The organism is Streptomyces sp. NPDC040718 (assembly GCF_055593565.1).
Genome location: NZ_JBVIXO010000002.1, coordinates 370,220 through 389,746, shown reverse-complemented (window position 1 = coordinate 389,746; position 19,527 = coordinate 370,220). Strand labels below are relative to the sequence as shown.

Here is a 19,527-nt window from a genome sequence, read left to right as displayed (position 1 = left end):
CCTCCGGACGTGACGCCCGGACGCCCCACGGGCCTACCGGTCGAAGTCGATCTCCACTTCCTCCGTCAGGGCGTGGGACTGGCAGGCCAGCACGAACCCGGCGTCGGTCTCCTCCGCCTCCAGCGCGAAGTTGCGGTCCATCCGCACGTCGCCGGAGACCACGAAGGCCCGGCAGGTGCCGCACACCCCGCCCTTGCAGGCGTACGGGGCGTCCGCGCGGTTGCGCAGCACCGTGTCCAGCAGGGACTCGCCGTCCTGCACGGGCCAGGTGCCCGAGCGGCCGTCGAGCCGGGCGGTCACCCGGCCGTGGGCCGGCGACGGGACCGAGCGGGCCGGAGCCTGCGGGGCGGTCTCCTCGACGTGGAAGATCTCCTCGTGCACCCGGGTCCGTACGACGCCCAGCGCACCCAGCGCCCGCTCCGCACCGGTCACCAGGCCGTAGGGCCCGCACAGGAACCAGCCGGTCACCTCCTCGACCGGCAGCAGCGCGGGCAGCAGGGACACCAGCCGGGCCTCGTCGAGCCGTCCGGACGGCAGCCCGGCCTCCTGCTCCTCGCGGGAGAGCACGGTGACCAGCTGGAAGCGGTCGGGGTAGCGGTCCTTGAGGTCGGCGACCTCCTCCAGGAACATCGTCGAGGCCGCCGTGCGGTCGCTGCGCACCAGGCAGAACCGGGCGTCGGGCCTCGCGGCCAGCACCGAGGCGGCGATCGACAGCACCGGGGTGATGCCGCTGCCGCCGACGATCGCGCCGTAGTGCGCGGCCTGCGGGGCGGCGGCCGGCTCCAGCACGAACCGTCCGGCCGGGACCATCACGTCCAGCACGTCGCCGGCGGCGACCTCCTTGTGCGCGAACGTGGAGAACTCGCCGCCCTCCACCAGGCGCACGCCCACCCGCAGCTCGGACGGGCCGGGGCCGTCGGCGGCCGGGGCGGGGGAGCAGATCGAGTAGGTGCGGCGGACCTCGGTGCCCTCGGTGCCTCCGCGGCGCAGCGTCAGGTGCTGGCCGGGGGCGTGGCGGTAGTCCTCGCGCAGTTCCTCCGGGACCCGGAGGGTCAGTGCCACCGAGTCGTCGGTGAGCCGGTCGACTGCCGCCACCGTCAGCGGGTGGAACGCGCCGTGGCGGGGTGCGGCCATCTACAGCTCCTTGAAGTGGTCGAACGGTTCGCGGCAGGCCACGCAGCGGCGCAGCGCCTTGCACGCGGTGGAGGAGAAGCGGCTGAGCAGCTCGGTGTCCGTCGAGCCGCAGTTGGGGCAGCGCACCGACAGCGTCAGCGGCACCGGTCCGCCGGTGGAGTGCGGGCGGGGCGGCGCGATGCCGAACTCGGCCAGCTTGCGCCGGCCTTCGGCGCTGATGTCGTCGGTGGACCAGGCCGGGGACAGCACGGTGGTGACCCGCACCTCGGGTATGCCGTGGCCGGTGAGGACCCGCTCGATGTCGGCGGACATGGCCTCGATGGCCGGGCAGCCGGTGTAGGTCGGGGTGAGGACCACCTCGGCGTGGCCGTCCTCGTGCATCCGGACCCCGCGCACGACGCCCAGCTCGGCCAGGGTCAGCACAGGCAGTTCGGGGTCGGGGACGGAACCCGCCAGCTCGGCCAGCTCCGCCTCCAGGCGGGTGGTTCCGGCCCCGGCGCTCACCACGACGCTCCGGGGTGGCTGCGGTGCAGGTGCTGCATCTCGGCGATCAGCCGCCCGAACGGCTCCGTGTGCAGCCCCTGGCGGCCGGCACCGGCGGCCCAGGCGCCCGTACGCGGTCCTTCGGGCAGTGCGAGCCCCGCCCGGTCCAGTACGTCGCCCAGCGCGGCCAGCCAGCGGCCCTCCAGGGCCTCCATGGCGGCCTGGTCCAGGACGCCCTCGACCGGCTGGAACATCTCCCCGGTGAACTTCCACAGGGCGTCCAGCGCCGCGCGCATCCGGGACCGGCTCTCCTCGGTGCCGTCGCCGAGGCGCAGCGTCCACTGCTCGGCGTGGTCCCGGTGGTAGGCGGTCTCCTTCACGGCCTTGGCCGCGAGCGGGGCGAAGGGGCCGTCCCCGGCGGCGAGGTCCGTGTACAGCTCGTGCTGGTAGAAGGAGAAGTACAGCTGGCGGGCGATGGTGTGGGCGAAGTCCCCGTTGGGCTGCTCGACCAGCTGGAGGTTGCGGAAGGAACGCTCCTCGCGCAGGAAGGCCAGCTCGTCCTCGTCGCCCGCCATGGACAGCAGCAGGCGGGCCTGTCCGAGCAGGTCGAGGGCGATGTTGGCCAGGGCGACCTCCTCCTCCAGGACGGGGGCGTGGCCGGCCCACTCGCCGAGGCGGTGGGAGAGGATCAGCGCGTCGTCGCCGAGGGCGAGGGCGGCCGTGGTGCGGGTGTCGGTGCCGGCGCTCACAGGTGGCGCACCCCCTCGGGGATGTCGTAGAAGGTGGGGTGCCGGTAGGGCTTGTCGGCGGACGGGGCGAAGAACGGGTCCCGCTCGTCCGGCGAGGAGGCGGTGATCTCGGTGGAGGGCACGACCCAGATCGAGACGCCCTCGTTGCGCCGCGTGTAGAGGTCGCGTGCGTTGCGCAGGGCCATCTCCGCGTCGGGGGCGTGCAGGCTTCCCGCGTGCGTGTGCGAGAGGCCGCGGCGCGAGCGCACGAACACCTCCCACAGGGGCCAGTTCTGCGTCATGCCTGTACCTCTCGTCCGGTGCTGGTGTGCTTCGCGGCGTAGGCGGAGGCGGCCTCGCGGACCCAGGCGCCTTCCTCGTGCGCCGTGCGCCGCTGGCTGATCCGCTGTTCGTTGCAGGGGCCGTTGCCCTTGAGGACGTCCCAGAACTCGGCCCAGTCGATGGCGCCGAAGTCGTGGTGGCCGCGCTCCTCGTTCCACTTGATGTCCGGGTCGGGCAGGGTCAGGCCCAGCGACTCGGCCTGCGGGACGGCGATGTCCACGAAGCGCTGGCGCAGCTCGTCGTTCGAGTGGCGCTTGATCTTCCAGGCCATGGCCTGTGCGCTGTGGACCGACTCGTCGTCCGGCGGGCCGAACATCATCAGGGAGGGCCACCACCAGCGGTTCACCGCGTCCTGCGCCATCGCGTGCTGGGCCTCGGTGCCCTGCGAGAGGGCGAGGAGCAGCTCGTAGCCCTGGCGCTGGTGGAAGGACTCCTCCTTGCAGATCCGGACCATGGCGCGGGCGTAGGGGCCGTAGGAGCAGCGGCAGATCGGCACCTGGTTGGTGATTGCCGCGCCGTCCACGAGCCAGCCGATGGCGCCGACGTCGGCCCAGGTCAGGGTGGGGTAGTTGAAGATCGAGGAGTACTTCTGCTTGCCCGAGTGGAGCTTGTCGAGCAGCTCGTCGCGGCTGGTGCCGAGGGTTTCGGCGGCGCTGTAGAGGTAGAGCCCGTGGCCCGCCTCGTCCTGCACCTTGGCCATGAGGATCGCCTTGCGGCGCAGGGAGGGCGCACGGGTGATCCAGTTGGCCTCGGGCTGCATGCCGATGATCTCGGAGTGGGCGTGCTGCGCCATCTGCCGGACCAGGGAGGCGCGGTACTCCTCGGGCATCCAGTCCCGGGGCTCCACGCGCTCGTCGGCCGCCACGGCGGCGTCGAAGTCCGCACGGAGCTGTGCGCCGAGGTCCGCGGACTGCCCGTCCACCGCGCCGTCCACCGTGCCTGACGTGCCCGTTTCCGGGGTCACTGCGACCATCCCGGTCCCCTGTCAGAGTGTGCCGTCCGCCCGACCGACCGATCGTTCGGTTCATCCTCTTCAATGGTGAGACGGCGGCCCGTAGGGTGTCAACCTCTGTGGGCAACCCTGTATGAGTCGGATGATCGGGGCGGGATGGATTCGAACGAGCGCGAGGCTGCGGAAGGAACCCTTCCGTCACCCGCTCCGGCGCCGCCCGCACCGCCCCGCGCGCCCGGGATCGCGGGCCTGTCCGCCCCGTACCGGCTGCTCGCGGCCCTCGCCCTGGGGGCGCTGGGCGTCGGCGCCTGCCTGCACCTCGGGCTGGTCTTCCTGCACGTCGCGCCCTCCAACACCGTCGGCAAGCAGAACGCCCGGTTCGTGGACGGCTGGATCTATCCCGAGTTCGAACAGAACTGGAAGCTCTTCGCGCCCAACCCGCTCCAGCAGAACATCTCCGTCGAGGTCCGCGCCCAGGTCCGCACCGCCGGAGGAAAGCTCGTCACCCGCGACTGGCGCGACCTGTCCGCCGAGGACGGCGCGGCGATCCGCCACGACCCCCTGCCGAGCCACACGGAGCAGAACGAGCTCCGCAGGGCCTGGGACTTCTTCACGGGCTCCCACGACGAGGACAACAAGCCCGACGGCGAGCGCGGGGAGCTCGCCGAGCAGTACCTCAAGCGGATCGCCGTGGACCGGCTGAGGGGCGGGAAGTCCGAAGAGGGAAGGATCGTACGGATCCAGCTGCGCTCGGCGACCCGCTCCGTGGCCGCGCCCTCCTGGAGCGGGGAGAAGACCGACACCCAGACGTACTACCGGGAGCTGCCGTGGTGGAACGTGTGAGGAGCGCCCTCGCGCGGGCGGTCGCGAAGGCCACCGGACAGGCGCTGGGCCCCTACCAGAGCGCCGTCGTACGCATCGGCTTCGCCGCGACCTGGCTCTTCTTCCTGCTGCGGGAGTTCCCCCACCGGCACGAGCTGTACGGCCCCGACGGGCCGTGGAGCTGGCAGCTGGCCGAGCGGCTGATCGCCTCCAACCGCGCCTTCACGGTGCTGATGTGGTCGGACTCGACGCCGTGGTTCGAGGCCGTGTACGCGCTCTCCCTCCTCGCGAGCGCGCTGCTGCTGCTGGGCTGGCGGACCCGGGCCACGTCGGTCCTCTTCATGATCGGGGTGCTGTCGCTGCAGAACCGCAGCGTGTTCATGGGCGACGGCGGGGACAACGTCATCCACCTGATGGCGGTCTACCTCGTGCTGACCCGCTGCGGGCAGGTGTGGTCGCTGGACGCCCGCCGGGCCCGGCTGCGGGGCTCGGCGACCGCCGGGGCCGCCGGGCCGGTGCTGTGGGTGGTCCTGGGCGCCGGGTTCGCCTACGGGGCGCTGAACGGGCACCTCGGCGTGCCCTGGCTCGTGGTCTTCGGGACCCTGCTCACCGGGACGGCGCTGTGGTGGCTGGCCGACCGCTACGAACCCGGGGGCGAGCAGCGGGCGGCCCTCGACGTGCTCGCGAACCTGCTGCACAACGCCGGAATGCTGGTGATCACGGCCGAGGTGTGCCTGATCTACGCCACCGCCGGCTGGTACAAGATCCAAGGCTCGCGGTGGCAGGACGGGACCGCCCTGTACTACCCGCTGAGCCTGGACTACTTCACCCCGTGGCCCTGGCTGTCGGATCTGGTGGCGTCCAGCGGGCCGGTGGTGATGCTGCTGACCTACGGGACGGTGCTGGTGCAGGTGGCGTTCCCGTTCACGCTGTTCAACCGGCGGGTCAAGAACGTGCTGCTGGCGGTGATGATGCTGGAGCACGCCGGGATCGCGGTGCTGCTGGGGCTGCCGTTCTTCTCCCTGGCGATGATCGCCGCCGATGCGGTGTTCCTGCCGACCGGGTTGCTGGTGTGGGTGGGGGCGCGGGTCGCCGCCGCCGCGGCGGGTGCGGGTGGCCTGCGGCGCCGGTCCCCTGCCCTCCCCCAGACTCCGTCCGGGGGGACCCCCACTTCCTCCGTTCCCCGGGGCTGCGCCCCGGACCCCCTGGGGGCTCCGCCCCCAGACCTCCGCGCCTCAAACGCCGGCGGGGCTGGGGTTGCCGGTGGGGCTGGAATCGCCCCTTAGGGTCGGGGCATGAGTGAGCAGCTGAGCGGATGGGCCGAGATCGCCGGGCGGGATGACGTGGTGCTGCTCGACGGGTTCCACGCGCTGAAGCACGCCCTGCGCTTCGGGGCGGAGGTGCTGGCGGTCGTCGCCGACGAGCCCGGGCGCGTACGGGGGCTGGCCGCCGAGCTGGCGCCCGACGTGGAGGAGCGGGTGGCCCGCCTCGTGCGGCAGGCACCGCTCAAGCAGCTGCTGCCCCGCGTGCACCCCACCGGGGTCGCCGCGCTCGCCGTACGCCCCGGCCGGGAGGCCGGACGGGCCGCGCTGGCGAGCACGCCCCGGCCCTCCCCCATCGTGCTGCTCGACAATCCGCGCAACCTCGGCAACGTCGGCGCCGTGGTGCGCCTCGCCGCCGGCTTCGGTGCCACCGGTGTGGTCACCCGGGGCGACCTCGACCCCTGGCACCCCAACGTGGTCCGCGCCGGCGCCGGGCTGCACTACGCGACGACCGTGGCCCGGCTGGAGCTGGAGGAGCTCCCGCCGGGCCCGCTGTACGCGCTCGACCCGGAGGGCGAGGACATCCGTGCCCTCGTCCTCCCGGACGACGCCCTGCTCGCCTTCGGCTCCGAGCGGCACGGGATCTCGCCCGAGCTGCGTGCCCGGGCGGACCATCTCGTGTCGCTGCCGATGCGGCCGCAGGTGTCCAGCTACAACCTGGCCACCAGCGTGGCCATGACCCTCTTCCACTGGGGCGGGCCCAAGGGCACTCCCTAGCCCTGGCGGCGGACCTCCACCACGCGGAAGCGGTTGGCGACGAACGCCCCGTCGCACAGCGCGGCGTTGGCGGCCGGGTTTCCGCCGGAGCCGTGGAAGTCGGAGAAGGCCGCGGTCTGGTTGACGAAGACCCCGCCCGTCAGGTTCAGCGACAGCTGCGCCGACTCCTCCAGGCAGACCTCCTCGACGGCCCGCTCGGTGTCACCGGAGGTGGTGTACGCGCCCACGGTCATGGCGCCCTTCTCCCGCACCGTGCGGCGCAGCAGGTCGAGGGCGTCCGCCGTGGAGTCCACCGCCACCGCGAAGGAGACCGGGCCGAAGCACTCGGACAGGTAGGCCGCCTCCGGGTCCGGCTTGCCGGCGTCCAGCTTCACGATCACCGGGGTGCGCACGACCGCGTCGGGGAACTCGGGGTTGGCCACCTCGCGGGAGGCCAGCGCGACCTCGCCGAGGCCGGCCGCGGCCTCCAGCCGGGTCTTGACGTCCGGGTTGACCAGCGCGCCCAGCAGGGCGTTGGCGCGGGCGTCGTCGCCCAGCAGGCCGCCGACGGAGGCGGCGAGGTCGGCGACGACCTCGTCGTACGACTTGTGGCCGGCGTCCGTCTCGATGCCGTCGCGGGGGATCAGCAGGTTCTGCGGGGTGGTGCACATCTGGCCGCTGTACAGGGACAGGGAGAAGGCCAGGTTGGACAGCATCCCCTTGTAGTTGTCGGTGGAGTCGACGACGACGGTGTTGACGCCCGCCTTCTCCGTGTAGACCTGCGCCTGGCGGGCGTTGGCCTCCAGCCAGTCGCCGAACTCGGTCGAACCGGTGTAGTCGATCAGCTTGATCTCGGGGCGGACAGCCAGGGTCTTGGCGATGCCCTCGCCCGGCCGCTCGACGGCCAGGGCCACCAGGTTCGGGTCGAAGCCCGCCTCGGCCAGGACCTCGCGGGCCACCTTCACGGTCAGCGCCAGCGGCAGCACGGCGCGCGGGTGCGGCTTGACCAGGACGGCGTTGCCGGTGGCGAGGGAGGCGAACAGGCCGGGGTAGCCGTTCCAGGTGGGGAAGGTGTTGCAGCCGATCATCAGCGCGATGCCGCGCGGTACGGCCGTGAAGGTCTTGCCGAGCTCCAGCGGGTCCTTCTTGCCCTGCGGCTTGGACCAGGCGGCCTGCCCGGGCACCCGGGTCTGCTCCTCGTACGCGTAGGCCACCGCCTCCAGGCCGCGGTCCTGCGCGTGGGGGCCGCCCGCCTGGAAGGCCATCATGAAGGCCTGGCCGCTGGTGTGCATGACCGCGTGCGCGAACTCGTGGGTGCGGGCGGAGATGCGGGCGAGGATCTCGATGGAGACCAGGGCGCGGGTCTCGGGACCGGCGTCCCGCCAGGCGGAGATGCCGGCCTTCATCGCGGGCAGCAGCACGTCCGGGTCGACGTGCGGGTACTCCACGCCCAGCTCCGGGCCGAACGGCGAGACCTCGCCGCCCGCCCAGCCGTCGGTGCCGGGCTGTCCGAGGTCGAAGCGGGTGCCGCGGACGGCCTCGAAGGCGGCGAGGCCGTCGGCCGGGGCGCTCTCCCCGTAGGCCTTGGGGTGCTCGGGGTGCGGGGACCAGTAGGCGCGGCTGCGGATGGCATCCAGCGCCTGGTCCAGGGTGGTCCGGTGCTTCTCGGAAAGCTGGGGGACGGTGAGCTCGGCGGCCATCAGGGACCAACTCCTCGTTGAGCCGGGCAGGATCAGGCTGGTTCGCAGACTGGGATCAGGCTGGAGTCAGGCTGGGATCGGGCTGGGGCGGGTGAAGAAGAGCAGACTGGAGTTAGAGTAACCGAACGATCGGTCGGTACAAGAGGGCCCGGCAGACCTGTGGACAACCGCGTGCGGGAGGATCAGGACATGACAGCAATCGAGCGGGCTCGCACTGTGGCGGTCATCGGCGCCGGAACCATGGGCCAGGGCATCGCCCAGGTCGCTCTCCTCGCAGGTCATCGCGTACGCCTCTACGACTCCGTGCCCGAGCGGGCCGACGAGGCCGTGCAGACCGTGGCCGGCCGGGTCGAACGGCTGGTCGCCAAGGGCCGGCTGGACCGGGCCGAGGCCGACGACGCCGTCAGCCGGATCGACTCCGCCGGGACCCTGGTCGGGCTCGCCCCCGCCGCCCTCGTGATCGAGGCGATCGTCGAGGACGTCGCCGTCAAGCGCGAGCTGTTCGCGGCCCTCGAAGGAGTGGTTTCGCCGGACGCGCTGCTGGCGACCAACACCTCCTCCCTCTCCGTCACCGAGCTCGCCGCCGGCCTGGCGCACCCGGGCCGCTTCCTCGGACTGCACTTCTTCAACCCGGCCCCGCTCCTCCCCCTCGTCGAGGTGGTCAGCGGCCACGCGACCGACCCGGCCGCCGCCGAGCTCGCGTACCGCACGGTCCTGGGCTGGGGGAAGACGCCGGTCCGCTGCGCCGACACCCCCGGCTTCATCGTCAACCGGATCGCCCGCCCCTTCTACGCCGAGGCCTTCGCGGTGTACGAGGAGCAGGGCGCCGACGCCGCCACCATCGACGCCGTCCTGCGCGAGAGCGGCGGCTTCAGGATGGGGCCCTTCGAGCTGACCGACCTGATCGGCCAGGACGTCAACGAGGCCGTCACCCGCTCCGTCTGGGACTCCTTCTTCCGGAGCCCCAAGTTCACCCCCTCGCTCGCCCAGCGCCGGCTGGTCCAGGCGGGCCGCCTCGGCCGCAAGTCCGGACACGGCTGGTTCCCGTACGGCGGGGACGCGCAGGCGCCCGCCCCGCACACGGCGGGTCCCGAGGACGCCCCGGAGAAGGTCACCGTCGTCGGCGACCTCGGCCCGGCCGCCGCCCTGGCGGACCTGATGGAGGAGGCCGGGATCGCGGTCACCGCCACCGAGCACGGGGGCCCGTACATCCAGCTGCCCGGCGAGGGCCAGCTGGTCCTCGCGGACGGCAAGACCTCGGTCGAGTTCGCCGACGTCGTCTACTTCGACCTCGCGCTCGACTACCGCGGCGCGACCCGGATCGCGCTGTCCGCCAGCGAGGACACCTCCGAGCGCACCCTCGCCGAGGCGATCGGCCTCTTCCAGAAGCTCGGCAAGGACGTCTCCGTCATCGGAGACGTCCCCGGCATGATCGTCGCCAGGACCGTCGCGATGCTGATCGACCTCACCGCCGACGCCGTGGCGCGCGGAGTGGCCTCCGCGGAGGACATCGACACCGCGATGCGGCTCGGCGTGAACTACCCGCTCGGGCCCGCCGAATGGCACGACCGGCTCGGCCGCGACTGGGCGTACGACCTGCTGCACCACCTGGACGAGCGCTGTCCCGGCGGGCGCTACGCGCCCTCGCTGGCACTGTTCAAGCTGGGCTACGCGGCCGGCGAGGACGAGGACGGGGAAGAGGAGGGGACCGAGTGACCACGGCCAGGCGGGACACCTACACCCCGGAGACGCTGCTGTCCGTCGCCGTGCAGGTCTTCAACGAGCGCGGCTACGACGGCACCTCGATGGAGCACCTCTCGAAGGCCGCCGGGATCTCCAAGTCCTCGATCTACCACCACGTCGCGGGCAAGGAGGAGCTGCTCCACCGGGCCGTCAGCCGGGCCCTGGACGGCCTGTTCGGGATCCTGGACGAGCCGGGCGCCGTACGGGGCCGCGCGGTCGAGCGCGTCGAGTACGTGACGCGCCGCACGGTCGAGGTCCTGGTCGCGGAACTGCCGTACGTCACCCTCCTGCTGCGGGTGCGCGGCAACACCCGCACCGAGCGGTGGGCCCTGGAGCGCCGCCGCGAGTTCGACCACCAGGTCGCCGAGCTCCTCAAGGCCGCCGCCGAAGACGGGGACCTGCGCGCCGACGTGGACATCCGGCTCGCCACCCGCCTGCTGTTCGGCATGGTGAACTCGCTGGTCGAGTGGTACCGCCCGCACCCGGGCACCACCCCCGACCAGCTCGCGGACGCGGTGGTCAGCATGGCCCTGGACGGCCTGCGCACCAAGGCCGCGTAACCCGTCCGGCCCGGCCGTCCGGCCCCGCTCAGTCCTCCGTGAGGGCGGGGCCGCCCGACGGGCCCGGGTCCAGCAGATCCGTTTCCTCGAACACCAGCAGCGTGCGCGTGGACAGCACCTCCGGGATGGCCTGGAGGCGGGTCAGGACCAGCTCCCGCAGCGTCCGGTTGTCCGGCGTGTGGACCAGCAGCAGGACGTCGAAATCTCCGCTGACCAGCGCGATGTGCGCCGCACCCGGCAGCTCGCGCAGCTTCTCGCGCACCGTCCGCCAGGAGTTCTGGACGATCTTCAGCGTGATGTACGCCGACGCGCCCTGCCCCGCGCGCTCGTGGTTCACCCGCGCCGTGAAGCCGCGGATCACCCCGTCGTCGATCAGCCGGTTGATCCGTGCATAGGCGTTGGCCCGGGAAACGTGCACCTGCTCCGCCACCGACCGTATCGACGCGCGGCCGTCCGCCTGGAGCAACCGCATGATCGATCGGTCGATGGGGTCCAGGGGGCGTGGCGGCACCGGTGGGCCCGAAGGTGCGCCCCCCGGTGTGACCGGTGCGGAACCCGCTGCGGCCATTTGTTCATCCGGCATTGCCCACTGCCTCCCTCTCCTGGACGTCCTGCACCCATCCCAGGGCCCCGGCGCCACTTTGTCCACAGCCTGGAGCCGCCTGTAGCCAAATTGCGCCAACGACCGAACAATCGGTTGGTGAGGCGCCTCACACCCGGTGGCGCCCCCAGCCCGCTTCCCACGAGGAGGTGTACGCCGCCATGACGGTCCAAGAGCTGCCCGGTGCCGGTGCGCCGCACCGTGACACCCCGCCGCCCGCCTGGAGGCCCCGTATGGAGGCCGCCCCCCTGCTGCCGGACCCCGAGCCCTACCGGGTGCTGGGCACTCCGGCGGCGGAGGAGCTCGACCCGGCGCTCATGCGCCGGTACTACGCCGAGCTCGTCCGGGGCCGCCGCTACAACGCGCAGGCCACCGCACTCACCCGCCAGGGCCGTCTCGCCGTGTACCCCTCCACCGTCGGGCAGGAGGCCGCCGAGATCGCGGCCGCCCTGGTCCTGGAGGAGCAGGACTGGCTCTTCCCGAGCTACCGCGACACCCTCGCCGCCGTGGCGCGCGGGCTGGACCCCGTACAGGCGCTGACGCTGCTGCGCGGCGACTGGCACACCGGGTACGACCCGCGCGAGTACCGCATAGCCCCCCTGTGCACCCCCCTCGCCACCCAGCTGCCGCACGCGGTGGGTCTGGCGCACGCCGCGCGGCTGCGCGGCGACGAGGTCGTCGCGCTGGCCATGGTCGGCGACGGCGGTACCAGCGAGGGCGACTTCCACGAGGCGCTGAACTTCGCGGCCGTCTGGCAGGCCCCGGTGGTCTTCCTCGTCCAGAACAACGGCTTCGCGATCTCCGTACCGCTCGCCAAGCAGACGGCCGCCCCCACCCTGGCCCACAAGGCCGTCGGGTACGGCATGCCCGGCCGGCTGGTCGACGGCAACGACGTCGCCGCCATGCACGAGGTCCTCACCGAGGCGGTGAAGCGGGCCCGCTCGGGCGGTGGACCGACCCTGATCGAGGCCGTCACCTACCGGATGGAGGCCCACACGAACGCCGACGACGCCACCCGCTACCGCACCGACGCCGAGGTCGAGGCCTGGAAGGCGCACGACCCGGTGGACCTGCTGGAGCGCGAGCTGACCGCCCGCGGGATCCTCGACGAGGCGGGCATCCAGGAGGCGCGCGACGCGGCCGAGGCGATGGCGGCGGACCTGCGCGAGCGGATGAACGCCGACCCCGTCATCGACCCGATGGACCTGTTCGCACACGTCTACGCGGAGCAGACCGGGGCGCTGCGCGAGCAGGCCGCCATGCTGCGCGCCGAGCTGGAAGCGGAGGGGGAGTGATGACGACCGTTGCAGCGAAGCCCGCGACGATGGCGCAGGCACTCACCCGTGCCATGCGCGACGCGATGGCCGAGGACCCGACCGTCCACGTGATGGGCGAGGACGTCGGAGCCCTGGGCGGGGTCTTCCGGATCACCGACGGGCTCGTGAAGGAGTTCGGCGAGGACCGCGTCACGGACACCCCCCTCGCCGAGGCCGGGATCCTGGGCACCGCCGTCGGCATGGCCATGTACGGGCTGCGGCCGGTCGTGGAGATGCAGTTCGACGCGTTCGCCTACCCCGCCTTCGAACAGCTCATCTCGCACGTCGCGAAGATGCGCAACCGCACCCGGGGCAAGATGCCGCTGCCGATCACCATCCGCGTGCCGTACGGCGGCGGGATCGGCGGGGTCGAGCACCACTGCGACTCCTCCGAGGCCTACTACACGGCCACCCCCGGGCTCACCGTCGTGACCCCGGCGACGGTCGAGGACGCGTACGGACTGCTGCGCGAGTCGATCGCGAGCGACGACCCGGTGGTCTTCCTGGAGCCGAAGCGGCTCTACTGGTCCAAGTCGCAGTGGTCGCCGGAGGCCCCCACGGCCGTCCCGGGCATCGGCAAGGCCCTGGTCCGCCGGGCCGGTACGAGCGCCACCCTGATCACGTACGGCCCCTCGCTGCCGCTCTGCCTGGAGGCCGCCGAGGCGGCCCGTGAGGAGGGCTGGGACCTGGAGGTCGTGGACCTGCGCTCCCTCGTCCCCTTCGACGAGGAGACCGTCGTCGCCTCCGTACGCCGCACCGGGCGCGCCGTGGTGGTCCACGAGTCCGGCGGCTTCGGCGGGCCGGGCGCGGAGATCGCCGCCCGGGTCACCGAGCGCTGCTTCCACCACCTGGAGGCGCCCGTGCTGCGCGTCACGGGCTTCGACATCCCGTACCCGCCGCCGATGCTGGAGAAGCACCACCTGCCCGGCGTGGAGCGCATCCTGGACGCGGTGGCCCGCCTGCAGTGGGAGAACTGATGCCGCAGGTAATGGAATTCAAGCTGCCCGACCTCGGCGAGGGCCTGACCGAGGCCGAGATCGTGCGGTGGCTGGTGGCGGTGGGTGACGTCGTCGCCATCGACCAGCCGGTCGTCGAGGTCGAGACGGCCAAGGCGATGGTGGAGGTGCCCTGCCCGTACGGCGGCGTGGTCACCGCCCGGTTCGGCGCGGAGGGCGAGGAACTGCCGGTCGGCGCCCCGCTGATCACCGTGGCGGTGGGTGCGGAGTCGGCGCCCGCCGGGGCAGCGGTCGCCGAGGCGGATGCCGAGGGATCCGGAAACGCGCCCCGGCCGCTGATCGGCTACGGCTCGGACCACTCGCGCCCGGCGCGTCGGCGGCGGGTGCGACCCGTCACCGCCGCGGTGTCGGCGCCGGTCGTGGCGGCCCCGGCCCCGGCGCCCGTCGTGGCGGCCCCGGCCGCTCCCGCGGCTCCCGCAGGGCCGGTGCCCGTCATCTCGCCGCTCGTGCGCAAGCTGGCGCGGGACAACGGGATCGACCTGAGGGCGCTGCGCGGATCGGGGCCGGAGGGCCTGATCCTGCGGGCCGACGTCGAAGCCGTGCTCCGGGCCCCCGCGCCCGTCGCCGCGCCCGTGGCGGTGGCCGTGCAGGGCGAGCGGATCCCCCTCAAGGGGCTGCGGGGCGCCGTCGCGGAGAAGCTCTCGCGCAGCCGGCGCGAGATCCCGGAGGCCACGTGCTGGGTCGACGCGGACGCCACCGAGCTGATGGCGGCGCGGGCCGCGATGAACGCCGTGGACGGGCCGAAGATCTCGGTGCTCGCGCTGCTCGCCAGGATCTGCACGGCCGCGCTCGCCAAGTACCCCGAGCTCAACTCCACGGTGGACCTCGCCGCCAACGAGATCGTCCGGCTCCCGGGCGTGCACCTGGGCTTCGCCGCGCAGACCGAGCGCGGGCTGATGGTCCCGGTGGTCCGGGACGCCCACACGCGCAGCCCGGAGTCCCTGTCGGCGGAGTTCGCCCGGCTGACCGAGCTGGCCCGGGCGGGGAAGCTCGCCCCGTCGGACCTGACCGGCGGGACGTTCACCCTGAACAACTACGGCGTGTTCGGGGTGGATGGCTCCACCCCGATCATCAACCACCCCGAGGCGGCCATGCTCGGCGTGGGCCGGATCATCCCCAAGCCGTGGGTCCACCAGGGCGAACTGGCCGTACGGAAGGTCGTACAGCTCTCGCTGACCTTCGACCACCGCGTCTGTGACGGTGGTGCGGCGGGTGGCTTCCTGCGCTACGTGGCCGACTGCGTGGAGAACCCGGCCGTGCTGCTGCGCGGGCTGTAGGGGGCCGGGGTACCGCTGTGCGGGGCTGGATTTTCCAGCCCCGCCGGCGTTCGGGGCGAGAACGGGTGAAGGGCGGGGAGGGGCAGGCTCCGCGCAGCGGCCGCCGCCCCCGGAGGTCAGAGCGTCAGCAGGAGCTTGCCCACGTGCGTGCTGGCTTCCATGACGCGGTGGGCTTCGGCCGCCTCGGCGATCGGGTACGTCGCGTGGACCACCGGGCGGACCCGGCCGGCGGCGATCAGGGGCCACACGTGCTCCCGTACGGCCGCCACGATGGCCGCCTTCTCCTCCAGCGGGCGGGCCCGCAGCGAGGTCGCCGTGATCGCCGCCCGCTTGGCCAGCAGCGTGCGCAGGTCCAGCTCCGCCTTCACCCCGCCCTGGAGGCCGATCACCGCGAGCCGGCCGTTCATGGCCAGTGCGTCCAGGTTCCGCGCGAGGTACTTCGCACCCATGATGTCCAGGATCACGTCCGCCCCGGCCCCGCCCGTCGCGGACCGCAGCTCCTCCACGAAGTCCTGCTCGCGGTAGTCGATCAGGACGTCCGCGCCCAGCTCCGCGCAGCGCGCCAGCTTCTCCTTGCCGCCCGCGGTCACGGCCACCCGCGCGCCTACGGCCTTGCCCAGCTGGATCGCCATGGTGCCGATGCCGCTGGAGCCGCCGTGCACCAGGAGGGTCTCGCCCGGACGCAGGCCCGCCACCATGAAGACGTTGGACCACACCGTCGCGACGACCTCCGGCAGCGCGGCCGCCGTCACCAGGTCCACGCCCTTCGGCACCGGCAGCAGCTGTCCCGCCGGGACGGCGACCTGCTGCGCGTACCCGCCGCCGGACAGCAGCGCGCAGACCTCGTCACCCACCGCCCAGCCGGACACGCCCGGCCCGAGCGCGGCGATCCGCCCGGAGCACTCCAGGCCGGGATACGCGGAGGCACCCGGCGGCGGGTCGTAGAAGCCCTGGCGCAGAAGGACGTCGGCGCGGTTCACGGCGCTCGCCGCGACCTCGACGAGCACCTCCCCCTCGCCCGCCACCGGATCGGGTGCTTCGGCCCAGACCAGGGCCTCGGGGCCGCCGGGCTGCTCGATCGTGATCGCATGCATGGCCCGGAATCTACCGGCCCTACTCGGCGGGGCCCAGGGTTACCTGGGGGCCGGTCGGCGGGACCGCCCGGACGATGGTGATCAGGCGGTCCGTCAGCTGGAGCGGGCTCGCGTGCGGGTCGTCGTAGGGGAGCAGCCGGTGCCCGCGCAGGACGCTGACGACGAGGTCGCCGGTGTCGCGTACGCTGCGGCCCACCTCCGACTTGTTGACGGGCCGTTCGATCAGGTCCAGGCCGCTGCCCTGCTGGATCAGGTCCTCCATCACGGTGCCCGCGCTCGGGCTGAGCACCGACAGGCCCAGCAGCCGGCCCGCCGCGCTCGCGCTCGTGATGACCGCGTCCGCGCCGGACTGCTTCAGCAGCGGCGCGTTCTCCTCCTCGCGGACCGCCGCCACGATCTTCGCGCCCCGGTTGAGCTGCCGGGCCGTCAGCGTCACCAGGACGGCGGTGTCGTCGCGCTGGGTGGCGATGATGATCTGACGGGCCTTCTGGAGTTCGGCCCGCAGCAGTACTTCGGAGCGGGTGGCGTCGCCGACGACCCCGGTGAAGCCCTCCGCGTTGGCGATGTCGATCACCTTGGCGCTGGGGTCGACGATGACGACCTGATCCCTCGGGAGGCCGGTCGCCAGCAGCGTCTGCAGGGCGGAGCGGCCCTTGGTGCCGAAGCCGACGACGACCGTGTGCTCACGCAAGGTTTTCCTCCAGCGGTTCAGCCGCCACTCTTCGCGGGTGCGTTCGGTCAGCACCTCCAGGGTGGTGCCGACCAGGATGATCAGGAACAGCACGCGCAGCGGGGTGATCAGCAGGACGTTGACCAGCCGCGCGCTGTCGCTGTAGGGGACGATGTCGCCGTAGCCCGTGGTCGACAGGGTCACGGTCGCGTAGTAGACGCAGTCGAGGAAGTCGACCTTCTCGTTGGCGTTGTCGTGGTAGCCCTCGCGGTCGAGCCAGACGATCAGCACCGTCAGGCACAGCACGAAGAGGGCCATCAGCAGTCGGCGGGTGACCTGACGCAGCGGCTTCTCGACCACCCGCTTGGGAAGTTTGATGCGGCGTGAGACGAGCTTCTCGTCGGCGCCGCGCGCCATGGCGTCCTGGCCGTGAAGTTTCACGTGAAACATCCCCCCGAGGCCCAGGGCAGGTCGAGGATCTCCAGGTCCTGCCCCGACCGCGCTCCGTGCGGCGGTACGACGGCCAGCGCGTCGGCGCCCGCCACCCCGCGCAGCATCGCCGGGCCGTTGTAGCGCAGCGGTACGGCGTGTTCGTCGGTCAGCAGCACCGGCACGAGCCGGGTGTCGTACGGGTGGCCGGGCACGTCGCCCTCCACCGGAACCGTGTAGCGGGGCCGCTGGCGGCGGCCGGCGAGCGCGCGCAGCAGCGGCTCGGCGAGGGTCAGCAGCCCGGACACGGCGGCGAGCGGGTTGCCGGGAAGGCCGACCACGTGGCGGGCCTGCTCCCGGTCGCCGATCCGGGCCAGCAGCATCGGATGCCCGGGGCGCACGGCGACCCCGTCCACGAGCAGCTCGGCCCCGGCGCGCTCCAGCACGGGGTGGACGTGGTCCACGGGCCCGGAGGCGGTGCCGCCGGTGGTGACGACGACGTCGGCGGTGGAGCCGGTGACGGCCTCCAGCAGGGCCTGGGCCCCGGCCGGGTCGTCGCCGAGCCGGCGCGTGCCGATGACGTCGGCGCCGAGCCGGGTGATCCAGGGGCCGAGCATGGGGCTGAGGGCGTCGCGGATCAGGCCGTCGTGCGGGCGGCCCTCGGTGAGCAGTTCGTCGCCGAGGACCAGGATCTCCACGCGGGGCCGGGGCCGGGTGACCAGCTCGTCGTACCCGGCGGCCGCGGCGAGGCCGAGCACGGCCGGGGTGACGAGGGAGCCCACGGGAAGCAGAAGGTCGCCGGAGCGGCACTCCTGGCCGCGCGGGCGGATGTCCTGACCGGTGTTCACGGGCCGGTCGGAGTACAGCTGGGTGCCGGACTCGCGGGCGTGCTCGCTGCGGATCACGGCGGTGGTGTCGGCCGGGACGCGGGCGCCGGTGGCGATCCGTACGGCCTCGCCGTCGCCGAGCGGCGCGGGCGGTTCGTCTCCGGCGAGGACCCCGTCGCCGGGGCGGACGCGCCAGGGGCCGGGGCCGGCGACGGCCCAGCCGTCCATGGCCGAGGTGTCGAAGGAGGGCAGGTCGCTGAGGGCTTCGAGCGGTGCGGTCAGCACCTCGCCGAGCGCGTCCGCGAAGGGAACCCGGTGGGTGCGGGCCGGCACGGCCGTACCGGCCCGGGCGGCGGTCTCGCGGGCGCGCAGCCAGGGGGCGGCGCGGTGGCCGCCGGCGCCGCCGGGGTCGGGATTGCGGCTGACCAGGGCGAGGGCCTCGTCCAGGGCGCCGTCGGCGTCGGTACGGGTCATCCGGAGCCGGCCTCCTCGGGGTGTGGGGGCTGGGCTTCGGCGGCCCAGCGCAGTGCCAGGTCGGCGGCCTTGCGGGAGGCCTCGGCGACGGCCCGGGCGGGGTCCGCGCCGGTGGCCTCGGCGCGGGCGGCCGCGTAGCCGACGAGGAACGTCGTCAGCGGGGCCGCGGGCCGGGCCACGCCGTGGGCGGCGTCACGGGCGAGGTCGAGCAGGGTCGCGACGTCGACGGGGACGTCGTCGATCCCGAGTTCGCTCTTGGCAGCGGTGATCCAATGCTCCAGCACGGTCCCATGCTCCCTGATCCGGGCGCGGGCCGCTGCCAGGTCCTCCCAGGTGTCGCAGTCGAAGGAGGCGAGTGGCTCAGCGGCGCCGATCCTGGCCAGGTCGAGCTCGCCGGTGAGGGCGCGCAGCGGGAGGCCGTGCAGGGTGCCGTGCTCGGTGGCGAGCAGGGCGATCTCGCGGCGCAGGGGCTCGGCGCGGTAGGCGGCGACGAGGGGCTGGTCGCGGCCGTCGGCGTCCCGCAGCAGGGCCCCGTCGCCGTCGGCGTTCGCGCGGGCCGCGGCGAGCAGGGCGTGGACGGTGTCCCGGTCGAGGAAGGGCAGGTCGGCGGAGAGTACGAGGACCAGCGGGGCGGTGGTCCGGCGGATCCCGGCGTCCAGCGCGGCCACCGGGCCGCCGCCGGGCGGGTCCTCGCGGGTCCAGCGGACGGGGCGGGCCGTCGCCCTGCGGGTGCCGACCACGACGGTCTCGGCGGCGTCCGGGCAGGCCGCGAGGACCCGGTCGAGGAGGGTGCGGCCGCCGACGTGGAGGGTGGGCTTGTCGGCCCCGCCGAGGCGCCGGGCGGCGCCGCCGGCGAGGACGATGGCGTCGTAGCTCATGTCCTTGAGTATGCGCGGGTCATCTCCGCTGCGCGGCCGCCCACTTAACCGTCGCTTATGCCGACCCCGGGCCGGTGCGGGCCCGTCCGGGGGCCGCCGCTGCGCGGGGCTGGTCCCCTCCCCGCCCTTCCTCCGTTCCCCGGGCTCCGCCCGGACCCGCCTGGGGGCTCCGCCCCCAGACCTCCGCGCCTCAATCGCCGGCGGGGCTGGAAGATCCCGCCCCGCCGGCGATTGAGGCGACGGGCGCGGAGCGCCCGTAGGGGACCGCCCCGCGCAGCGGGGATCACCCGCAGGCGACGGCCCACCTCGCCCACGGGAACCGGCCCCGCCCCCGTGCCGCCGGACGGAGTCCGGCGCAGCGGTGCGAAGCCGGTAAGGCGCCCCGGCGCCGCACCGTGCGAGCGGCGCGTCGGGAATTGGGCCCGGCGCAGCGGTGCGAAGCCGGTAGGGCGCTCCGGCGCCG

General features: G+C 73.4%; 19 protein-coding genes. 8 read left to right on the top strand and 11 right to left on the bottom strand.

Annotated features, from left to right (window positions below; genetic code table 11):
• Positions 1-33: 33 nt before the first annotated feature.
• From ACZ597_RS07215 to paaA, 5 genes are read right to left on the bottom strand one after another with little or no spacing between them, the layout of a single operon-like run.
• Complete coding sequence (locus tag ACZ597_RS07215; protein WP_471326089.1) at positions 34-1,134, bottom strand: 2Fe-2S iron-sulfur cluster-binding protein; 1,101 nt, start codon at positions 1,132-1,134, stop codon at positions 34-36.
• Entirely contained in the window at positions 1,135-1,641 is a 507-nt protein-coding gene (gene paaD, locus ACZ597_RS07210) for a 1,2-phenylacetyl-CoA epoxidase subunit PaaD (protein ID WP_471326086.1), read from the bottom strand. It lies immediately after the preceding gene.
• Complete coding sequence (gene paaC, locus ACZ597_RS07205) at positions 1,635-2,366, bottom strand: 1,2-phenylacetyl-CoA epoxidase subunit PaaC (RefSeq protein WP_471326084.1); 732 nt, start codon at positions 2,364-2,366, stop codon at positions 1,635-1,637. Before paaC ends, paaD begins: the two co-directional genes overlap by 7 nt.
• Positions 2,363-2,647, bottom strand: coding sequence for a 1,2-phenylacetyl-CoA epoxidase subunit PaaB (paaB, locus tag ACZ597_RS07200; protein ID WP_362456808.1), 285 nt, complete (start codon positions 2,645-2,647; stop codon positions 2,363-2,365). The genes paaC and paaB overlap by 4 nt, the downstream gene beginning before the upstream one ends.
• Entirely contained in the window at positions 2,644-3,660 is a 1,017-nt protein-coding gene (gene paaA / locus ACZ597_RS07195; RefSeq protein WP_125813337.1) for a 1,2-phenylacetyl-CoA epoxidase subunit PaaA, read from the bottom strand. The genes paaB and paaA overlap by 4 nt, the downstream gene beginning before the upstream one ends.
• A 135-nt stretch (positions 3,661-3,795) precedes the next feature.
• Between paaA and ACZ597_RS07190 the strand changes: the two genes are divergently transcribed.
• Genes ACZ597_RS07190 through ACZ597_RS07180 form a run of 3 tightly spaced genes read left to right on the top strand, consistent with a single transcriptional unit; the run spans position 3,796 to position 6,500 of the window.
• The gene (locus tag ACZ597_RS07190; RefSeq protein WP_471326079.1) at positions 3,796-4,482 is read left to right on the top strand and encodes a DUF5819 family protein; all 687 of its coding nucleotides are present in this window, start codon (positions 3,796-3,798) and stop codon (positions 4,480-4,482) included.
• Positions 4,470-5,747 (top strand): HTTM domain-containing protein, encoded by a 1,278-nt coding sequence (locus ACZ597_RS07185; protein ID WP_471326076.1) that lies wholly within the window; start codon positions 4,470-4,472, stop codon positions 5,745-5,747. Before ACZ597_RS07190 ends, ACZ597_RS07185 begins: the two co-directional genes overlap by 13 nt.
• Before the next feature lie 9 nt (positions 5,748-5,756).
• Positions 5,757-6,500, top strand: coding sequence for a TrmH family RNA methyltransferase (locus ACZ597_RS07180; RefSeq protein WP_471326074.1), 744 nt, complete (start codon positions 5,757-5,759; stop codon positions 6,498-6,500).
• Here ACZ597_RS07180 and paaN read toward each other — a convergent pair.
• Positions 6,497-8,179, bottom strand: a complete 1,683-nt coding sequence (paaN, locus tag ACZ597_RS07175; RefSeq protein WP_471326071.1) for a phenylacetic acid degradation protein PaaN — start codon at positions 8,177-8,179, stop codon at positions 6,497-6,499. The genes ACZ597_RS07180 and paaN overlap by 4 nt on opposite strands.
• A gap of 189 nt (positions 8,180-8,368) precedes the next feature.
• Here paaN and ACZ597_RS07170 point away from each other — a divergent pair, with 189 nt between their 5' ends.
• Together ACZ597_RS07170 and ACZ597_RS07165 are read left to right on the top strand one after the other, a co-directional pair.
• Positions 8,369-9,895: a 3-hydroxyacyl-CoA dehydrogenase gene (locus ACZ597_RS07170; protein ID WP_471326068.1), complete on the top strand. Its 1,527-nt coding sequence runs from the start codon at positions 8,369-8,371 to the stop codon at positions 9,893-9,895.
• Positions 9,892-10,482 carry a TetR/AcrR family transcriptional regulator gene (locus ACZ597_RS07165; protein WP_471326066.1) on the top strand — a complete coding sequence of 197 codons (591 nt, stop codon included), beginning with the start codon at positions 9,892-9,894 and terminating at the stop codon, positions 10,480-10,482. The genes ACZ597_RS07170 and ACZ597_RS07165 overlap by 4 nt, the downstream gene beginning before the upstream one ends.
• Positions 10,483-10,510: 28 nt before the next feature.
• On the opposite strand, the gene ACZ597_RS07160 is transcribed toward ACZ597_RS07165, so the two are convergent.
• On the bottom strand, positions 10,511-11,050 hold the full coding sequence (locus ACZ597_RS07160; protein WP_471326794.1) for an Lrp/AsnC family transcriptional regulator: 540 nt from the start codon (positions 11,048-11,050) through the stop codon (positions 10,511-10,513).
• 194 nt (positions 11,051-11,244) lie between these two features.
• On the opposite strand from ACZ597_RS07160, the gene pdhA reads away from it, so the two are divergent.
• The 3 genes from pdhA to ACZ597_RS07145 are packed head-to-tail and all read left to right on the top strand — an operon-like array spanning position 11,245 to position 14,692.
• Entirely contained in the window at positions 11,245-12,378 is a 1,134-nt protein-coding gene (gene pdhA / locus ACZ597_RS07155; protein ID WP_471326064.1) for a pyruvate dehydrogenase (acetyl-transferring) E1 component subunit alpha, read from the top strand.
• On the top strand, positions 12,378-13,376 hold the full coding sequence (locus ACZ597_RS07150) for an alpha-ketoacid dehydrogenase subunit beta (RefSeq protein ID WP_471326062.1): 999 nt from the start codon (positions 12,378-12,380) through the stop codon (positions 13,374-13,376). Before pdhA ends, ACZ597_RS07150 begins: the two co-directional genes overlap by 1 nt.
• On the top strand, positions 13,376-14,692 hold the full coding sequence (locus tag ACZ597_RS07145) for a dihydrolipoamide acetyltransferase family protein (protein WP_471326059.1): 1,317 nt from the start codon (positions 13,376-13,378) through the stop codon (positions 14,690-14,692). Before ACZ597_RS07150 ends, ACZ597_RS07145 begins: the two co-directional genes overlap by 1 nt.
• Positions 14,693-14,808: 116 nt before the next feature.
• Here the strand turns inward: ACZ597_RS07145 and ACZ597_RS07140 are convergent, their stop codons facing one another.
• The 4 genes from ACZ597_RS07140 to ACZ597_RS07125 are packed head-to-tail and all read right to left on the bottom strand — an operon-like array spanning position 14,809 to position 19,064.
• Positions 14,809-15,786: an NAD(P)H-quinone oxidoreductase gene (locus ACZ597_RS07140; protein ID WP_471326056.1), complete on the bottom strand. Its 978-nt coding sequence runs from the start codon at positions 15,784-15,786 to the stop codon at positions 14,809-14,811.
• Between the two features lie 19 nt (positions 15,787-15,805).
• Positions 15,806-16,906: a potassium channel family protein gene (locus ACZ597_RS07135; protein ID WP_471326053.1), complete on the bottom strand. Its 1,101-nt coding sequence runs from the start codon at positions 16,904-16,906 to the stop codon at positions 15,806-15,808.
• Positions 16,894-18,186 carry a molybdopterin molybdotransferase MoeA gene (locus ACZ597_RS07130; protein WP_471326050.1) on the bottom strand — a complete coding sequence of 431 codons (1,293 nt, stop codon included), beginning with the start codon at positions 18,184-18,186 and terminating at the stop codon, positions 16,894-16,896. The genes ACZ597_RS07135 and ACZ597_RS07130 overlap by 13 nt, the downstream gene beginning before the upstream one ends.
• Complete coding sequence (locus ACZ597_RS07125) at positions 18,183-19,064, bottom strand: NTP transferase domain-containing protein (protein ID WP_471326048.1); 882 nt, start codon at positions 19,062-19,064, stop codon at positions 18,183-18,185. The genes ACZ597_RS07130 and ACZ597_RS07125 overlap by 4 nt, the downstream gene beginning before the upstream one ends.
• Positions 19,065-19,527 lie beyond the last annotated feature (463 nt).